This is a genomic window from Oceanicola sp. 22II-s10i (genome assembly GCF_002210105.1).
In the GTDB taxonomy this organism is placed as follows: Bacteria; Pseudomonadota; Alphaproteobacteria; order Rhodobacterales; family Rhodobacteraceae; genus Pseudooceanicola.
Genome location: NZ_AQQU01000007.1, coordinates 125,753 through 142,835 on the forward strand (window position 1 = coordinate 125,753; position 17,083 = coordinate 142,835).

Sequence of the window (17,083 nt, forward strand, 5' to 3'; positions counted from 1 at the left end):
TCGGCTCGGGCGAAATGGCCCGACGCGCAACCCTAGCACCGCCCCCGGAAATGCAAAGCGGGGACCGCTCTGGCCCCCGCTTCGATCCTCGCGTTCCGACCGTGAGTCAGGCCACGGCTTGCCACACCATCCCGGCCAGCACGGCGCCCGTGATCGCGATCCCGAGATAGGCGGCGAACACGCGCGGCTTGACCAGCGCCCAGACCGCGATCGCCGCCGGAATGCAGCTGACCCCGCCCGCGATGACGAAGGACATCGCCGCACCCGGCGCCATCCCCTGCGCCAGCAGCGCGTCGACCAGCGGCACGGCGGCATAGCCGTTGAGATAGGCCGGCGCCCCGACCAGCGCGCCGAGCAGGATGGGCATCAGCCCCTCGCCACCCAGAACCCCGGCGATCCAGTCGGCGGGCACATAGGCCAGCATCAGCGACTCGATCAGGTAGGCCAGCGTCAGCCACTTGAGCAGGAACAGCGCGTTCTCCAGCACCGCGTCGCGGAAGGTCTCGCGCCGGTCCGCCTCGCCCCAGAACTTCCACACCGGCTTGCCCTGATACGGCGCCTTGACCCCGCAGCAGCCGCCGACCTGCGGCCTTTCCCGCAGCGGATCCGCAAAGACCGGCGAATTGCGCGCGATCATCGTGACAAAGCCGCCGGCAAGCCCGATCCCGACCGCCGCCGCCAGCTTGCCCGCCGCGAAGGGCACGCCCAACGTCCCCGCGGTGACGAGGAACATCGCCGGGTCCATCAGCGGCGAGGCCAGCCAGAACGCCATCACCGCCGACAGCGGCACGCCGAGCGCCAGCATCGCGGCGACGAAGGGGATCACCTCGCACGAACAGAACGGCGACAGCCCGCCCAGAAGCGCCGCCATCACGATCATCCGGCTCTCGCGGCCCTTGAACGCCTCGGACAGCATCGTTTCGGCTCCGCTGGCCTTGAGATAGCCGATCGCCAGCACCGCGAAAGCGATGATCGGCGCGGTGTTCACCAGGGCGCGCAGCGTGAAGATCAGGCTGTCGCGCGCCTGCACCGGGTCGAGCATCACGAGCGCCAGCAGGATCGCCGCCGTCACGCCCCATGCGCCCCCGGTGCGGGCCCTGAACCCGCGCCAGCCGCCGCCCAGTGTCGTCGTCAGATCAGTCATGGTCATGCTCCTCGGGGACAAGCCCGCTCACATCCGCGCAGCATTCACGCAGCAGGAAATTCGAAAGATCACGCAGGTCCTCGTAGGCCACGGCGGCGCAGATGATGCTGCGGCCCTCCTTGCGCTGTTCGACCAGCCCGGCCTGGGTCAGGATCTTCATGTGATGGGTCAGCGTCGACCCGGTCACGCCGGTCCGCTGGCCGAGTTCACCGATGCTCAGCCCGTCCGGCCCGGCCCGCACCAGCGTGCGCAGAACGCGCAGCCGCTGTTCAGAACCGAGCGCGGCAAAGGCCGAGGCCGCACGGACGAGGTCGAATTCGGTATCGCAGGATGTCATTTTCATGATTCTAGAAATATCGAACGTAGAGTGAGTTCGCAAACGATATTTCGAAGAACCTGAAAATATCCAGCCGCGCCGCGGTGCAGGCACCGGTAGCACCGATGCGCCAGCAAAGCGGCGCACCGAACTGATACCAGCGCGCGACTGACGCGCCTTCCGCAGCCCTACCCGGCGATCCTCGGCTGGCTCGACGGACGGCTCACCTTGCCTCCGCCAACCGACATCCGCACCCCGGTCGTCGTCGGACAGGACGTCGGCAACCCCCTCCGGACCCTTACCGCCAGATGCGCAAAGGCCTGCGCCTCGAGCATGTCGCCATCCAGTCCCGCCGCCTCCACCGGCTGCACCGGACAGTCCAGCGCGACCTCCAGCATCTCCATCAGCACCGGGTTCTTGCGCCCCCCGCCGGTGACCAGCAACCGCTCCGGCGCGCTCGGACAATGCTCCATCCCCCGCAGCACCGAGGCCGCGCACATCCCCGTCAGCGTCGCCGCCGCATCCGCATCCGACAGCTCGCGCACCAGCCCGACCATGTCGCCAAACGCGTTCCTGTCCAATGACTTGGGCGGCATTCTTGAGAAATACGGATCGTCCAGAAACAGCTCCAGCGCCCCGTCGACCACATCGCCCTGCGCCGCCAGCGCGCCATCCCGGTCATAAACCTTGCCGAACCGCGCCTGCATCAGGTCGTTGATCGGCGCATTTGCCGGCCCCGTATCGAACGCCAGCAACGCCCCCTCGATCTCGGGCGCGGCAATGCGCGGGTCGATCCAGGTCAGATTGCCTACGCCTCCCAAATTCATGAAACACAACGGTTTTTCCGCCCCGATCCACCGCGCGCAGGCAAAGTGAAAGAACGGCGCCAGCGGTGCGCCCTCGCCGCCCAGATGCACGTCCGCCGACCGGAAATCCCAGACGACCGGCACCCCGAGCGCCTCGGCCAGCGCGTCCCCGTCACCCACCTGATGGGTCCCGCGTCCGCGCGGCTCATGCGCCAGTGTCTGCCCGTGAAATCCAGCAATCTCAATGCCCTGAAAGCGGTTCATCACCTCCAGATGCGCCCGCTCCACGATTTCGGTCGCGGCCTCTACCCCCGGCTCGCCCGGCCACCGGCCAAGCGCCGCGGCCAGAACCGCCCGCTCGTCGGGCCTGTATTCGCGGTACGCCGTCTCGCCGAACCCGAAGATCGTCTCGCCATCCGTCTCGACCACCGCCGCGTCGACCCCGTCCAGCGATGTGCCCGACATGGTGCCGAGCGCCCGCACCGGGTCCTGTTTCCTGCCCCTGGGCTTCAACATGCCCTTCCCCTTCGCCTGCCTTGCGCCTATAGAGTGCCGCCGAACCCCGACCCGGACAAGAGCCATGACATACACGCCAAAATCCGATTTCCTCGCCGTCATGCAGGACCGCGGCTTCGTCGCGGATTGCACGGATTATCAGGGCTTTGACGACGCCCTCGTGAACGGCGTGGTGCCCGGATACATCGGTTTCGACGCAACGGCGAAATCGCTGCACGTCGGCTCTCTGATCCAGATCATGATGCTGCGCTGGCTGCAGAAGACCGGCCATCAGCCGATCACCCTGATGGGCGGCGGCACGACCAAGGTGGGCGACCCGTCCTTCCGCGCCGACGAACGGCCGCTGCTGACGAACGAACAGATCGACGACAACATCGCCGGGATCAAGCAGGTCTTCGCGGCCTATATCGACTACGACACCGACGCCCCGAACTGTGCCCTGATGCTGAACAACGCGGAATGGCTCGACGGGCTCAACTACCTGGAATTCCTGCGGGATATCGGGCGTCACTTCTCGGTCAACCGGATGCTGTCCTTCGAGAGCGTGAAATCGCGCCTCGACCGCGAACAGTCGCTGTCGTTCCTCGAATTCAACTACATGATCCTGCAGGCCTACGACTTCCTCGAACTGAACCGCCGCTACGGCTGCCTCGTGCAGTTCGGCGGCTCGGACCAGTGGGGCAACATCGTCAACGGGATCGACCTGACCCGCCGGGTGCTGGATCACGAGATCTACGGCCTGACGACGCCGCTGCTGACCACCTCGGACGGCAAGAAGATGGGCAAGACGGCGGACGGCGCGGTCTGGCTGAACGCCGACATGAAATCGCCCTACGAGTTCTGGCAGTTCTGGCGCAACACCACCGATGCCGACGTCGGCCGCTTCCTCAAGCTCTACACCGAGATGCCGGTCGACGAATGCAACCGCCTCGGCGCGCTCGGCGGGTCCGAGATCAACGACGCCAAGATCGTGCTGGCCAATGCGGTGACGACCCTCCTGCACGGCGCTGACGCCGCGGCTGCGGCCGAGGCCACGGCCCGCGAGGTCTTCGAAAAGGGCGGCATCGGCGATGACCTGCCCACGCTCGAACTGACGCGCGAAGAGGTCGGCGCGGGTATCTCCATCACCCAGCTGATCGTCCGCACCGGCCTCGCCAGGACCGGCAAGGAGGCCAAGCGCCTTATCGCCGACAACGGCGCCCGGATCGACGACGCGCCGCTGACCGACGCCGGTCTGATGCTCGACGTCGCGGCCCTGACCTCACCGGTCAAGCTCTCGGCGGGCAAGAAACGGCACGCACTGGTCAAGCTGGCGGGCTGACCCGGCTCCCCTGCTTCTTCTGGTCTCAAATACTTTCGGGGGGTCCGGGGGGCAGACAGCCCCCCGGCCTCACCACCCGCGCGCGCCGTCCCGGAGCGGCGCGCGAGACGGGCGCGCAAGGGCCCGGCGAGCACCTGCGCGAAACCCTTTGAAATCCGCCGCGACGCATCCTATATCTCTGTCTGTCGGGCAACCGACTATGGACATAAACGCGCTCGTAATAAGCGGATCGGACCCGGGGGCGGTACCCGGCGGCTCCACCAACACACCACCGGCGGCATCCTTCGTTTGGGGAGGTCTTCGGGACAGTGGGGCCGAAATAGGATCGACGAACGTCTAAAGGGGATTGCCTTGTCCCGGTGAGGTACCACCGTTATCGGTCCGAACAGTACAATTGCAAACGACAATCGTGCTCCGGTTGCTCTGGCCGCGTAAGCGGTTCGAGGAATCGAAATCTAAGCCCTTGCGCCTAGCAGCGTAAGGCGGGGTTCGCAGGCACCTGGCAACAGAAGCCTGCACTTCACCCAACAATCTGAATGCAGACCGAGGCAACGACCAGTCCGTGCGCGCCGCGTCCGCCCGACATGAATTTTTCATGACGACAGTTGCGCCGTCTTGCACACCGTAGCCGCACGGTGAACAACCCTCGCAATCATTGCGCGAGGCCCGCCCTGCCCCCCTTCCCCGACCTCTTCCGCACCTTCGCCCGGATCGGCCTCTTCAGCTTCGGCGGACCCGCGGCGCAGATCGCCGTGATGCACCGCGAACTGGTCGAGACGCGCCGCTGGCTGTCCGAGCGCCAGTTCCTCGGCGCGCTCAGCTTCACCATGCTGTTGCCGGGACCCGAGGCGATGCAGCTGGCCACATGGGCCGGCTGGCGGCTCGGCGGGACGCGGATCGGGCTGATGGCCGGATTGCTCTTCGTGCTGCCCGGCGCGCTCGTGATCGCCGCGCTGGCGCTGGCCTATGCCGCGTGGGGCGACATTCCGGCGGTCCGCACGGCCTTCGACGGGATCAAGGCGCTGGTCGTCGTCATCGTGCTGCAGGCCCTAGTCCGGCTGGTCCGCAAGGCGCTTACCCGGACGGCGGACTACACCCTCGCCGGGGTGGCCTTTCTCGCCATCTTCGCGCTCGGCCTGCCGTTTCCCCTGATCGTCGTCGCCGCCGCGCTGGCCGGGGCCTGGCTCGGCCCCGCCACGCCGCCTCCACCGGCGCCAGAGGGCCGGGCGGACTGGGGCGCGACGCTGAGAACCGCCGGGATATGGGCCCTGCTGTGGTGCTTGCCCCTGCTGGCCGTCTGGCTGGCCGGCGACGCCTTCCTGACCGCCATCGCGCTGTTCTTCGGCAAGCTCGCCGTCGTCACCTTCGGAGGGGCCTATGCGGTGCTGGCCTACATGGCGCAGGCGGTGGTCGAGACACACGGCTGGCTGACCCCGGACGAGATGATCGACGCGCTCGGGCTGGCAGAGACCACGCCCGGCCCGCTGATCCTCGTGACCGAGTTCACCGCCGTGCTGGCGGGCGCCAAGCTGGGCGGGGCGGGCTATGCGCTGCTGGCGGGGGCGCTGTGCCTGTGGATGACCTTCGTGCCCTGCTTCCTGTGGATCTTCGCCTTCGCGCCCCATGTCGAACGGCTGTTGGCCGCGCCACGCCTCGCGGGGGCGCTGGCGGCGGTTACCGCGGCGGTGACGGGGGTGATCCTGAACCTCGCGCTCTGGTTCGGGCTGCACGTCCTGTTTCCCGGCGGGACGCCCGGCCTTGCCACCGCGGATCCCGGCGCGGCGCTGCTGATCCTGCTGGCGGCGGCATTGACGATTTCGGCGCGCCTCGGCCTAGGAACAACGCTCCCCGCGATGGCACTGGCGGGGCTCGCGCTGGCGTGGATCGCGCCGAGCCTCTGAGGCGGCTGGAAAATCTCCGCCCGCCGCCTTCCGTTTTGAGACGAATCCCCTATGCTCGGCTGAAAGGCGAGCGAGAGGAAAAATGTCGGGTTCAATCGACTATGGCAAGCTGATGCACCGCGCGATGCGCGGGCTGATTCAAGAGGTGCTTGCCGATGTCGCCCGCGACGGTCTGCCCGGCGCGCACCATTTCTTCATCACGTTCGACACACGGCATCCGGACACGCAGCTGGCCGACTGGCTGCACGATCGCTATCCGCAGGAAATGACCGTGGTCATGCAGACCTGGTTCGAGGACCTGGACGTGTCGGAAGACGGATTTGCCGTCACGCTGAACTTCGGCGACTCGCCCGAGCGGATGTTCATTCCCTACGACGCGATCCAGACCTTCGTGGACCCTTCCGTCGAATTCGGGCTGCGCTTCGAAACTCAGTCGCGCCCCGAGGACGAGGATCCCACCCCCGAGCCGCCGCGCCCCCTGCGCGACAAGGGCAAGGACAGTCTCAAGCACGACAAGGCCGAGAAGAAACCCCAGGCCGACGCAGACGTGGTCCGTCTGGACAGTTTCCGCAAATAACGCCGGTTTCGCAGCGCCGTCACCGCCGCGTCGCATCCCCGTTACAGCCGCATGGTCCTGTCCCGCCCGGATAGATCCCTGCGGAGGCCGAGATGGCGAGCGATTTCACGATTTTCCTGGGCGAGATGCTGCGCCGTCCGGCCGAAGTCTCGGCCATCGCGCCCTCTTCGGCGGCGGTGGCACGGCTGATGACGCGGGGGCTGGACCGTGTGGCGGGACCGATCGTCGAGATCGGGCCGGGCACCGGCAGCTTCACCCGCGCGATCCTCGAACAGGGTGTCCCGGCGGATCGGCTGACGCTGATCGAGATGAACCCGAGGTTCTGCGAGACGCTGGCGCAGCGGTTTCCCGGTGTCCGCGTCGTGAACCGCCCGGCGCAGGAGATCGGATCGCTTGGCCTGTCGAATGTCGGCGCGGTGATCTCGGGGGTGCCGGTGCTGGCCCGGCCCCAGATCCAGCGCGAGGTCGTTGGCGAGGCATTCGGGGTGATGGCGGCGCAGGGGGTGTTCGTGCAGATCACCTATTCCCCGAACGCGCCGATCCCCGACGAGATGCAGGCGCGGCTTGGGATCCGCGCCGTGAAACGCGGCACGGTCTGGACCAACCTGCCGCCTGCGCGGGTGTTCGAGTTTCACCGGGTGGCTCATTGAGAGGCGCACTCTCAACGTCGCCTGCCGCGGGCGGCAGGCCGCGGAGGGGGGCTGTCTGCCCCCCATCGGGGCCAGGGGCCCCGATTCCCCCCGAAAGTATTTCTGACCAGAAGAAGCCGGGGACCGGGCGAAGGATGCGGCGGGCATTGATCTTGGCGGCATAAGCGGTATGAGGTTTTCCCGACCCGATTAGGAGGCCCGGACCCATGACGAACACCCGCACCGAGACCGACAGCTTCGGCCCGCTCGAAGTTCCCGCCGACAAGTACTGGGGCGCACAGACCCAGCGGTCGATCATGAACTTCCCCATTGGCTGGGAAAAGCAGCCGGTGCCGATCGTCCGCGCGCTCGGCGTCGTGAAGAAGGCCTGTGCGATGGCCAACCTCGAACTGGGCGACATCGACAAGACGGTCGGCGACGCCATCGTGGCCGCCGCCGGCGAGGTGATCGACGGCAAGTTCGACGACAACTTCCCGCTGGTGGTCTGGCAGACCGGGTCCGGCACCCAGTCGAACATGAACGCGAACGAGGTGATCTCGAACCGCGCGATCGAGATGCTTGGCGGCGAGATGGGCTCCAAGAAGCCCGTGCACCCGAACGATCACTGCAACATGGGCCAGTCGTCCAACGACACCTTCCCGACCGCGATGCATGTCGCCATCGCCATGCAGGCGCGCGACGTGCTGCTGCCGGGGCTGGAGAAGCTGGCGGCGGCGCTGGAAGCCAAGCGTGACGCCTTTGCCCACATCATCAAGATCGGCCGCACGCACACGCAGGACGCGACGCCGCTGACGCTGGGCCAGGAGTTCTCGGGCTACGCCCACCAGGTCCGCAAGGGGATCGAGCGCGTCAACGCCTGCCTGCCGGACATCTACGAGCTGGCGCAGGGCGGCACCGCCGTCGGCACCGGGCTGAACACCCGCAAGGCCTTCCCCGCCATGGTCGCCAAGAACATGGCCGGGATCACCGGCCTGCCCTTCGTCACCGCGCCGAACAAGTTCGAGGCGCTGGCGGCGCATGACGCGATGGTCATGTTCTCGGGCGCGCTGAAGACCGTGGCCGGGTCGCTGTTCAAGATCGCCAACGACATCCGTCTGCTGGGCTCCGGCCCCCGCTCGGGCCTGGGCGAACTGATCCTGCCGGAGAACGAGCCGGGCTCGTCCATCATGCCGGGCAAGGTGAACCCGACGCAGGCCGAGGCGCTGACCATGGTCTGCGCCCATGTGATGGGCAACGACGCAGCCGTCGGCTTTGCCGGATCGCAGGGTCATTTCGAGCTGAACGTCTACAACCCGATGATGTCCTACAACGTGCTTCAGTCGATGCAGCTGCTCGGCGACAGCGCCAGCGCCTTCACCGACAACATGGTCGTGGGCATCGAGGCGAACGAGGCGCGGATCGAGAAGCTGATGAAGGAAAGCCTGATGCTGGTGACGGCTCTGGCGCCCACCATCGGCTACGACAATGCCACCAAGGTCGCCAAGACGGCGCACAAGAACGGCACCACGCTCAAGGAAGAGGCGATCGCCCTCGGCCTCGTGGACGAGGAGACCTTTGACCGCGTCGTGCGGCCCGAGGACATGATCGGCCCCAAGGACTGATCTTGGCGCGCCCGCTGACCTTCTGGTTCGACTTCGCGTCGACCTACTCCTACCTCTCCGCCATGCGGGTGGAGGAGATGGCGAAGGCGGCGGGCGTCCCCCTGACATGGCAGCCGTTCCTGCTGGGCCCGATCTTCGGGGCGCAGGGATGGGACACATCGCCGTTTCGCCTCTACCCCGCCAAGGGCCGCAACATGTGGCGCGACATGGCGCGGGTGGCGGCGGACCGTAGGCTGGGCTACCGGGAACCGGCGGACAAGTCGGGCTTCCCTCAGAATTCGCTGCCTGCCGCGCGCGTTGCGATCGCTGCGCTGACCCGGCCCGAGGGGCCGGAGTTCTGCCGCCAGGTGTTCCGCGCCCAGTTCGAACGCGGGGCGGATATCGCGGATCCGACTGTGCTGGCCGATTGCCTGAGCCGCGCAGGGCTGCCCGTTGCGGTCGCGGACGAAGCGGCAAGCGACGAGAACCGGCCCAAGCTGCGGGCCGCGACCGAGGCCGCCATCGCGAAAGGCATCTTCGGCGCGCCCACCTTCACTTTCGACGACGAGCTGTTCTGGGGCGACGACCGGCTGGAACAGGCGCTGGACTGGGCGGCACGGGAGTAGGACATGGCCGACAAACCGATCAGCCTGAACCAGGTCCGCAAGGCGAAGGCCAGGGCCGACAGAAAGACACAGGCCGACGCCAACGCGGTCAAATTCGGCCGCACCAAGGCCGAGAAGGCCGCCGACCGCTTGAGCACGGACAAGGCCCGCCGCGATCTCGACGGGCACAAGCGCGACGAATGAGCCGGCCGGTCAAGCGATCTCTGACCCTGCGCGGCCATCGCACCAGCGTGACGCTTGAGGACGAGTTCTGGCAGGCCTTCCGCGAGATCGCCGAGGCGTCGGGCAAGGGCATCAACGAACTGGCCGCCGAGATCGACGAGGATCGCGGTGTCGAAACCGGTCTGGCCACCGCGATCCGGCTGCACGTGCTGGCCCATTACAGGCAGCGCAGGGAACCCTGACGCCCCTGCCCCGGTTGACCTGTCGCACATCGAGGGGGATCTGCCATGACGGAAACCAACGCCACCGACACAGTCATCAACGGACAGAGCGCCCTGCCCGCCCCGAACCACGCCGAGGAAGTCGAGCGGCTGGAACGGCTGGCCAACCGGCTCGACGCCGCGTTCCGCATTCCCGGCACGGGCATCCGGCTGGGCTGGGACAGCATCCTCGGCGTCCTGCCCGGCGTCGGCGACCTCGTGACCATCGCACCCGGCGTCTACATCATGCACCGTGCCTCCGCCCTCGGCGTGCCGGGGCACAAGCTGGCGCGGATGGGGCTGAACGTCGGGATCGACTGGGTCGTCGGGTCCATCCCGCTCCTCGGCGACATCTTTGACGTGGGTTTCAAGTCCAACCGCCGCAATGTCCGCCTGATCCGCGAGCATTTCGGTCTGCCGGAGCGTCACCCCCTTACCTCGGGCAATCATTGACCCTTCCCGATTAATGCGTTAAGGGCCGCAGAGGATCGAGTTGCGCATGAGACGCAGGGCCGTCCGGGCCTGATCCTGATACGCGGCGGGCCTGTAGTGTCCGTCTACGACGGATACACATGACGAAATTTTCTGACCTAGATCTGGACCCCAAGGTCCTGAAAGCCATCGAAGAAGCCGGCTACGAAACGCCGACCCCAATTCAGGCCGGTGCCATTCCCCACGCCCTTCAGGGCAAGGATGTCCTTGGCATCGCGCAGACGGGGACCGGCAAGACCGCCTCCTTCACGCTGCCGATGATCACCATGCTGGCCAAGGGTCGCGCCCGGGCGCGGATGCCCCGGTCGCTGGTGCTGTGCCCCACGCGGGAACTGGCGGCGCAGGTGGCCGAGAACTTCGACACCTATGCGAAATACGTGAAGCTCTCCAAGGCGCTGCTGATCGGCGGCGTGTCCTTCAAGGAACAGGACCTGCTGATCGACAAGGGCGTCGACGTCCTGATCGCCACGCCCGGCCGCCTGCTCGACCATTTCGAACGCGGTAAGCTGCTGCTGACCGGCGTGCAGGTCATGGTGGTGGACGAAGCCGACCGGATGCTCGACATGGGGTTCATCCCCGATATCGAACGCATCTTCTCGCTCACGCCCTTCACCCGGCAGACGATGTTCTACTCGGCCACCATGGCGCCCGAGATCGAGCGTATCACCAACACCTTCCTCTCCGCCCCCGCGCGGATCGAGGTGGCGCGTCAGGCCACGACCTCCGAGACGATCGAACAGGGCGTGGTGATGTTCAAGGGCAGCCGCCGCGATCGCGAGGCGTCCGAGAAACGCCAGCTGCTGCGCAGCCTGATCGAGGCCGAGGGCGACGCGCTGACCAATGCCATCGTCTTCTGCAACCGCAAGACGGATGTGGATATCGTCGCCAAGTCGCTGAAAAAGCATGGCTTTGACGCGGCCCCGATCCATGGCGACCTGGAGCAGTCCCAGCGGACGCGGACGCTGGACGGCTTCCGCGACGGCACGCTCAAGCTGCTGATCGCCTCGGACGTCGCCGCGCGCGGGCTGGACGTGCCTTCGGTCAGCCACGTGTTCAACTTCGACGTGCCCAGCCATTCCGAGGACTACGTCCACCGGATCGGCCGCACCGGCCGCGCCGGGCGCAAGGGCAAGGCGCTGATGATCTGCATCCCGCGCGACGAAAAGAACCTCGCTGACATCGAACGGCTAGTCGAAAAGACCATCCCCCGGATCGAACCGCCCGCGGGCAGTGCCCCTGCAGCCATCGAGGATGACGAAAGCACGGAACGCAGCGAAAGCCGCAGCGGCCGGTCCGAAGGCCGCAGCAGTCGCAGCAGCCGGAGCCGGTCTTCGCGCTCCTCTCGTTCCCAGGAACCCGAGGTGCAGACCGAGGCCGCACAAGCACCGGCACCCGCCCGCGAAGATGACCGCCGGAGCGAGCCGACCCGCAGCAACCGCAACGACCGTGGCGACCGTGGCGACCGCCGCTCGGGCGGTGGCGAGAAGGTGGTGGGCATGGGCGATCACATGCCCAGCTTCATCGCGCTCAGCTTTGACGAACGGATGACCTCCTGAGGGCATCCGTATCGGTGTGGCAGGGATTGTCCACAGTCCGGGAACGGATTGTGGACCTTTACCTTTGATTAACCTGATGTAAGTAATCGGACGGGGGCGCAAAGGGGTCCGGTTGTTCCGGACCGTCAGGTTGCCACGATGTCCCGATTTTCCCGCTCTCTGTCCCAGAACGCGTCACGACCGGAACGGCACAGGATCCGCCTGCCCTGCCAGGTGACATTCATGGACCGCACGGCGTTCGGCGAAACGGTCGAACTGGGGTACGACACCGCCCGGATCCGGATGCCGCTGGTCGCCTCGGCCTACAACTTCCGCCACCTGACAACGCTGCACATCAAGGACGTCGGCATGGCCCGAGTCCGCCTCGAGGATCTGCAGGACCGCGACGCCGAGGTCAGCTTCGTCAATGCGACCGCCCTGCGGCCCAAGCTGACGCAGCTGATTGCGGCACAGAACCCCATGCGGAACATCCGGCCGATCGGAAACTGATGCCTAGCTCACGCGGCTGATGACGACCGTGACCTCGGGCTTCTTGCCGATCTCATCCTGCGAGGTCTGCCGCACGACACGCCGCAGCGCATCCTCCAGCTTGTCATCGTCGGACATGGTCTGGCGGTTCGCCCGGTTGAGGAACTGCGACAGGTCCTCCTCCAGCACGTCCTGCAGCGGCGCATTGGACCGGCCAAGTTCGGACAGCCCACGGATGTCGCACCACGGATCGCCAAGCGCCTCATCCTCGTCGTCCAGAATGACGGTCACGGTCACATGCCCGTTCAGCGCCATACGGATCCGGTCGCGCACGATTCCGTCCATCGCACCGATCATCACGCTGCCGTCCAGATAGCGACGCCCCGTCTCGACATATTCCGCCACTGTCGGGCGATTGCCGGACAGGTCCAGCATGGTGCCATTGACCGCCACGATACCGGGCCGGCCCAGTTCGTCGGCCAGCTTGGCGTGCTCGCGCAGGTGGCGATGTTCGCCGTGCATCGGGACCACCATCTGCGGATCGACCAGCTGATGCATGGTGACGAGGTCCGGCCGGTTCGCATGGCCGGACACGTGGTAGAGCCCGCCGTTGTCGTCCACGACATCCACGTCCTTTTCCGAGAACGCGTTCATGATCGAGATCACGCCGCGCTCGTTGCCGGGGATGGTCTTAGAGGAAAACAGGAAGGTGTCGCCTTCCTTCAGCTCGATCCCGAGGTACTTGCCCCGGCTCAGCTGGGCCGAGGCCGCGCGCCGTTCGCCCTGGCTGCCGGTAACGATCAGCATCAGGTTCTCGCGCGGGATCTCGTTCGCCTGTTCGGGGCTGACGACGGTCGGGAAGTCGGTCAGCACGCCGGACTCGATGGACGCCTCGATCATCCGCCGCATCGCGCGACCCATCAGGCAGACCGACCGGCCGGCCCTGACGCCCGCCTCGGCCAGCGTCTTGACCCGCGCCACGTTGCTGGCGAAGGTCGTCGCCACCATCATGCCGGGCTGCGCCGCGACCAGCTTGGTGATCTCTTCGCCAAGGCTCGCCTCGGACCGGCCGGGCTGGGGCGAAAAGACGTTGGTGGAATCGCAGACCAGCGCGCGGACACCCGGTTTCGCCACTTCGGCCCAGAGATCCGGATCGAACGCCTCGCCGACCAGCGGCGTCGGGTCCAGCTTGAAGTCGCCGCTATGGATCACGCGACCCGCCGGCGTGTCGATGACCAGCGCCGAGCTTTCGGGGATCGAATGCGAGATCGGCAGGAACCCGATCGAGAAAGGCCCCGCCTTGGTGGTTTCGGGCCACGGGCTGGCCACGGTCACGGCATCCGGTCCGACGCCGTATTCGTCCAGCTTGCCACGCGCGATATTCGCGGTGAAGGCCCGCGCCACGATCTTGGGCGCACCGAGCGTTTCGTACAGGTGCCCGACCGCGCCGACGTGATCTTCGTGCGCGTGGGTGATGAACACGGCCTCCAGCCGGTCCAGACGTTCGACCAGCCACGACACGTCCGCCATGATCAGGTCGACGCCGGGGGTGCCGTCCATGTCCGGGAAGGTCACGCCGATGTCCACGAGGATCAGCCGTTCCTCGCCCGGCTTGCCGTAGCCGTAGACATAGGCGTTCATGCCGATTTCACCGGCCCCGCCTAGCGGCATGTAGATCAGTCTGTCGCCGCTCATACGTTACCCTGCGCCTTGTTGTAGTCGTAGATGATCCGGAGCCCGTGAAGCGTGATGAACTCGTCGAACACATCGTAGAGCGTATCGCCCTGTCCGAACAGCGGCGCCAGCCCCCCGGTCGAGATAATACGCATCGGCCGGTCATATTCGGCCCTTATCCGCTCGCACACCCCCCGGACGAGGCCCACGTAGCCCCAGAAGATGCCCGACTGCATGCAGGCGACGGTGTTGGTGCCGATCACCCGCTGCGGTTTGGTCACGTCCACATGGGGCAGCGCGGCCGCCATTTCGTGCAGCGCCTGCAGCGACAGGTTCACACCCGGCGCGATGACACCACCGACATAGGCGCCGTCCTCGGCCACCACGTCGAAGGTCGTCGCGGTGCCGAAGTCGACCACGATCAGATCGCCGCCGTAACGGTCGAAGGCCCCGGCCGAGTTCACCAGACGGTCCGGCCCGACCAGCGTGCCCTCGTCCACGCGCGGGGCGCGGGGCAGCAGGCATTCCGGCTTGCCGACGACCAGCGGGCGGCAGTTGAAGTAGCGGTCCGACAGGACGCGCAGGTTGAACACCACGCGCGGCACGGTGGACGAGATGATCACCGCGTCGATGTCCATCGGGATCTTGTGATGGCCGAGCAGCGTGGACAGCCAGACGTAATACTGGTCCGCCGTCCGCTGATGTTCGGTCGAGGTCCTGAGGGTGCAGAGGAACCGTTCCCCGTCCCAGACCGAAAAGACCGTGTTGGTGTTGCCAGTGTCGATGGTCAGAAGCATCGCCGCCTCCCTCCCCGGAAGCTCAGAAATACACGTCCGCCGCGGCGATGCTCTGTCGCCCGCTGGCGGTTTTCAGCACGAGGTGGCCGTTCTGGTCCACCGTCTCGAAAATGCCCCGCGTCTCGGACGTGCCGGTGCGGGCGACGATCTCTTCGCCGATGCGCGCGGCGCGGGCCAGCCATGCCTCGCGGATCGCGGCAAAGCCGTAGTCCTCAAGCTGGACCTCGTAATGCGCCATCGCGGCGGCGAAGGGGGTCAGGAAATCCTCGGGCGTGACGATCACGCCGGTTTCGCCGAAGAGCGATACGGGGCGCACCGCCTCGGGCGGCAGCATGTCGACCGGCGGCGCCTCGGCGAGGTTGATGCCGACACCCACGCCGACCCCGACCATGCGCCCCTTGCGCTGGATGCTCTCCAGCAGGATGCCCGCGACCTTGCCGCCGTTGATCAGCACATCGTTCGGCCATTTCAGCGCGAAAGGCTCGGCCCGCCCTGTCACGGCGACGAAGGCATCATGGAGGGCCAGCGAGGCGGTAAAGCTGCGCAGCGCCGCCTTTTCGGCCCCGCCCTCGACACGGGTGACGTAAGTCCCGGCGAAATTCCCGCTTGGCTGGTGCCAGACCCGTCCGCGCCGTCCGCGGGCGCTGGTCTGTTTCAGTACGAGGATCCACGTCGGTCCGGGCAGCGTGTCGAACCGGCGCTCGGCTTCGTTCAGGGAACTGTCGGCCGCGTCGAGAACCAGCCGGGCAGTGCCGCCCGGCCAGGTCATCGCGTCTGAGCCACGTGTCACTTGACCAGCGTCATCGCCGCCGCCTGCGCGGCAGCTTCGATCCCGAACAGGTTCACGATCCCGATCACCATGATCGCGGCCGAGGCCATCAGCATGGTCCACAGCACCGGCGAACGCCCGGTTTCCAGAACCGCGCCTTCCTTGCCGAAGTACATGTAGAACACGATCCGCAGGTAGTAGAACGCGCCGATCACCGAGGCGATCACGCCCGCGACCGCCAGCCATGCCAGCCCGCCGTCATAGGCGGCGCGCAGCACGTAGAGCTTGCCGAAGAAGCCGACCAGCGGCGGCACGCCCGCGAGGCTGAACAGCAGGATCAGCATGGCGAAGGCCCGGCCCGGCTGGGCCCGCGAATACATGTTGAGCGAGGCGATATCGACCACCGGCTGGCCGTCGCGTTCCATCGACAGGATGAAGGCGAAGGTGCCGATGTTCATGGTCACGTAGATCGCCATGTAGATCAGCATCGCCTGCACGCCCAGTTCGGTGCCCGAGGCGAGGCCCATGAGGGCGTAGCCCATGTGCGCGATCGACGAATAGGCCATCAGGCGCTTGATGTTGGTCTGCCCGATCGCCGCCACGGCGCCGAGGAACATCGACAGCAGCGACAGCAGCGCCACGACCTGTTGCCAGTCCCCGGTGACGCCGCCGAAGGCGTCATGCGTCACGCGGGCGAACAGGCCCATGGCCGCGACCTTGGGTGCGGTGGCGAAGAAGGCGGTGATCGGCGTCGGCGCGCCCTCGTAGACGTCCGGCGTCCACATGTGGAACGGCACGGCCGAGACCTTGAAGGCGAGGCCCGACAGCATGAACACGAGGCCGAGCAGCAGGCCGATCGGCGCCTGACCCTCGCCCGCCGCGGCGATGATGCCGGAGAAGAGCGTGGTGCCCGAGAAGCCGTAGACCAGCGAGGCGCCGTAGAGCAGCAGGCCCGAGGACAGCGCGCCGAGGACGAAGTATTTCAGACCGGCCTCGGTCGACTTGACGCTGTCACGGCGCAGCGAGGCCACGACGTAGAGTGCCAGCGACTGCAGCTCGAGCCCCATGTAGAGCGACATCAGGTCGCCCGCCGAGACCATCATCATCATCCCGACGACCGCCAGTGCGACCAGCAGCGGGTACTCGAACTTCAGGATGCCGCGGCGGACCATGTAGTCCTGCCCCATCACCAGCACGGCGGCGGCCGAGAACAGGACCACCACCTTGGCGAAGCGGGCGAAGCCGTCGTCGACGAACATGCCGCCAAAGGCCACGGTGTCCGCGTCCCCTGCCCGGCCCATGAGCCAGAGCCCGATGAGGACGAAGACCCCGGCCGTCGCCCATGTGATCATGCCGGCGGCCTTGTCCTTGGTCGTGTAGACCGCCGCGATCAGCGCCACCATCGCGTAGATCGAGATGATGATTTCCGGAAGGATGACGTTCAGATCAGCCTGCATCGTCTGGCTCC

Annotated in this window: 18 protein-coding genes and 1 other RNA gene; 12 read left to right on the forward strand and 7 right to left on the reverse strand. The window is 66.7% G+C overall.

From position 1 onward, the window contains the following. Window positions 1-106: 106 nt before the first annotated feature. From ATO6_RS17425 to ATO6_RS17435, 3 genes are all read right to left on the reverse strand, one after another. A complete protein-coding gene (locus tag ATO6_RS17425; protein ID WP_088625310.1) occupies window positions 107-1,144 on the reverse strand; it encodes a permease in 1,038 nt (345 codons plus the stop codon). Continuing rightward, on the reverse strand, window positions 1,137-1,487 hold the full coding sequence (locus tag ATO6_RS17430; protein WP_088625311.1) for a helix-turn-helix transcriptional regulator: 351 nt from the start codon (window positions 1,485-1,487) through the stop codon (window positions 1,137-1,139). Before ATO6_RS17430 ends, ATO6_RS17425 begins: the two co-directional genes overlap by 8 nt. 161 nt (window positions 1,488-1,648) lie before the next feature. Then, window positions 1,649-2,782, reverse strand: a complete 1,134-nt coding sequence (locus tag ATO6_RS17435) for an anhydro-N-acetylmuramic acid kinase (RefSeq protein WP_088625312.1) — start codon at window positions 2,780-2,782, stop codon at window positions 1,649-1,651. A 64-nt stretch (window positions 2,783-2,846) separates the two neighbouring features. Between ATO6_RS17435 and tyrS the strand changes: the two genes are divergently transcribed. From tyrS to ATO6_RS17495, 12 genes are all read left to right on the forward strand, one after another. Further along, complete coding sequence (gene tyrS / locus ATO6_RS17440; RefSeq protein ID WP_088625313.1) at window positions 2,847-4,103, forward strand: tyrosine--tRNA ligase; 1,257 nt, start codon at window positions 2,847-2,849, stop codon at window positions 4,101-4,103. Between the two features lie 144 nt (window positions 4,104-4,247). Next, window positions 4,248-4,623: a transfer-messenger RNA gene (gene ssrA, locus ATO6_RS17445) on the forward strand. Window positions 4,624-4,738: 115 nt separating this feature from the next. Further along, on the forward strand, window positions 4,739-6,004 hold the full coding sequence (gene chrA / locus ATO6_RS17450; protein ID WP_254919194.1) for a chromate efflux transporter: 1,266 nt from the start codon (window positions 4,739-4,741) through the stop codon (window positions 6,002-6,004). 82 nt (window positions 6,005-6,086) lie between these two features. Further along, the gene (locus tag ATO6_RS17455) at window positions 6,087-6,581 is read left to right on the forward strand and encodes an SspB family protein (protein WP_088625314.1); all 495 of its coding nucleotides are present in this window, start codon (window positions 6,087-6,089) and stop codon (window positions 6,579-6,581) included. A 92-nt stretch (window positions 6,582-6,673) separates the two neighbouring features. Next, window positions 6,674-7,231 (forward strand): class I SAM-dependent methyltransferase, encoded by a 558-nt coding sequence (locus ATO6_RS17460; protein ID WP_088625315.1) that lies wholly within the window; start codon window positions 6,674-6,676, stop codon window positions 7,229-7,231. 206 nt (window positions 7,232-7,437) lie between these two features. After that, window positions 7,438-8,832 carry a class II fumarate hydratase gene (gene fumC, locus ATO6_RS17465; protein ID WP_088625316.1) on the forward strand — a complete coding sequence of 465 codons (1,395 nt, stop codon included), beginning with the start codon at window positions 7,438-7,440 and terminating at the stop codon, window positions 8,830-8,832. Between the two features lie 2 nt (window positions 8,833-8,834). Further along, window positions 8,835-9,437, forward strand: a complete 603-nt coding sequence (locus ATO6_RS17470) for a 2-hydroxychromene-2-carboxylate isomerase (RefSeq protein WP_176440978.1) — start codon at window positions 8,835-8,837, stop codon at window positions 9,435-9,437. 3 nt (window positions 9,438-9,440) lie between these two features. Next, window positions 9,441-9,620, forward strand: a complete 180-nt coding sequence (locus tag ATO6_RS17475) for a DUF4169 family protein (protein ID WP_088625318.1) — start codon at window positions 9,441-9,443, stop codon at window positions 9,618-9,620. Further along, the gene (locus tag ATO6_RS17480) at window positions 9,617-9,841 is read left to right on the forward strand and encodes a ribbon-helix-helix domain-containing protein (protein ID WP_088625319.1); all 225 of its coding nucleotides are present in this window, start codon (window positions 9,617-9,619) and stop codon (window positions 9,839-9,841) included. The genes ATO6_RS17475 and ATO6_RS17480 overlap by 4 nt, the downstream gene beginning before the upstream one ends. A 45-nt stretch (window positions 9,842-9,886) precedes the next feature. Then, window positions 9,887-10,312: a DUF4112 domain-containing protein gene (locus ATO6_RS17485; RefSeq protein WP_088625320.1), complete on the forward strand. Its 426-nt coding sequence runs from the start codon at window positions 9,887-9,889 to the stop codon at window positions 10,310-10,312. A gap of 119 nt (window positions 10,313-10,431) precedes the next feature. Then, entirely contained in the window at window positions 10,432-11,907 is a 1,476-nt protein-coding gene (locus ATO6_RS17490) for a DEAD/DEAH box helicase (RefSeq protein WP_088625321.1), read from the forward strand. A gap of 222 nt (window positions 11,908-12,129) precedes the next feature. Next, complete coding sequence (locus tag ATO6_RS17495; protein ID WP_088625322.1) at window positions 12,130-12,396, forward strand: hypothetical protein; 267 nt, start codon at window positions 12,130-12,132, stop codon at window positions 12,394-12,396. 3 nt (window positions 12,397-12,399) lie between these two features. On the opposite strand, the gene ATO6_RS17500 is transcribed toward ATO6_RS17495, so the two are convergent. The 4 genes from ATO6_RS17500 to nuoN are packed head-to-tail and all read right to left on the reverse strand — an operon-like array spanning window position 12,400 to window position 17,072. Beyond that, a complete protein-coding gene (locus tag ATO6_RS17500) occupies window positions 12,400-14,070 on the reverse strand; it encodes a ribonuclease J (protein WP_088625323.1) in 1,671 nt (556 codons plus the stop codon). Continuing rightward, window positions 14,067-14,846 carry a type III pantothenate kinase gene (locus ATO6_RS17505; RefSeq protein WP_088625324.1) on the reverse strand — a complete coding sequence of 260 codons (780 nt, stop codon included), beginning with the start codon at window positions 14,844-14,846 and terminating at the stop codon, window positions 14,067-14,069. Before ATO6_RS17505 ends, ATO6_RS17500 begins: the two co-directional genes overlap by 4 nt. A 22-nt stretch (window positions 14,847-14,868) precedes the next feature. Next, window positions 14,869-15,615, reverse strand: a complete 747-nt coding sequence (locus ATO6_RS17510; RefSeq protein WP_088625325.1) for a biotin--[acetyl-CoA-carboxylase] ligase — start codon at window positions 15,613-15,615, stop codon at window positions 14,869-14,871. A gap of 17 nt (window positions 15,616-15,632) precedes the next feature. After that, on the reverse strand, window positions 15,633-17,072 hold the full coding sequence (gene nuoN, locus ATO6_RS17515; protein ID WP_088625326.1) for an NADH-quinone oxidoreductase subunit NuoN: 1,440 nt from the start codon (window positions 17,070-17,072) through the stop codon (window positions 15,633-15,635). Between the last annotated feature and the right edge of the window lie 11 nt (window positions 17,073-17,083).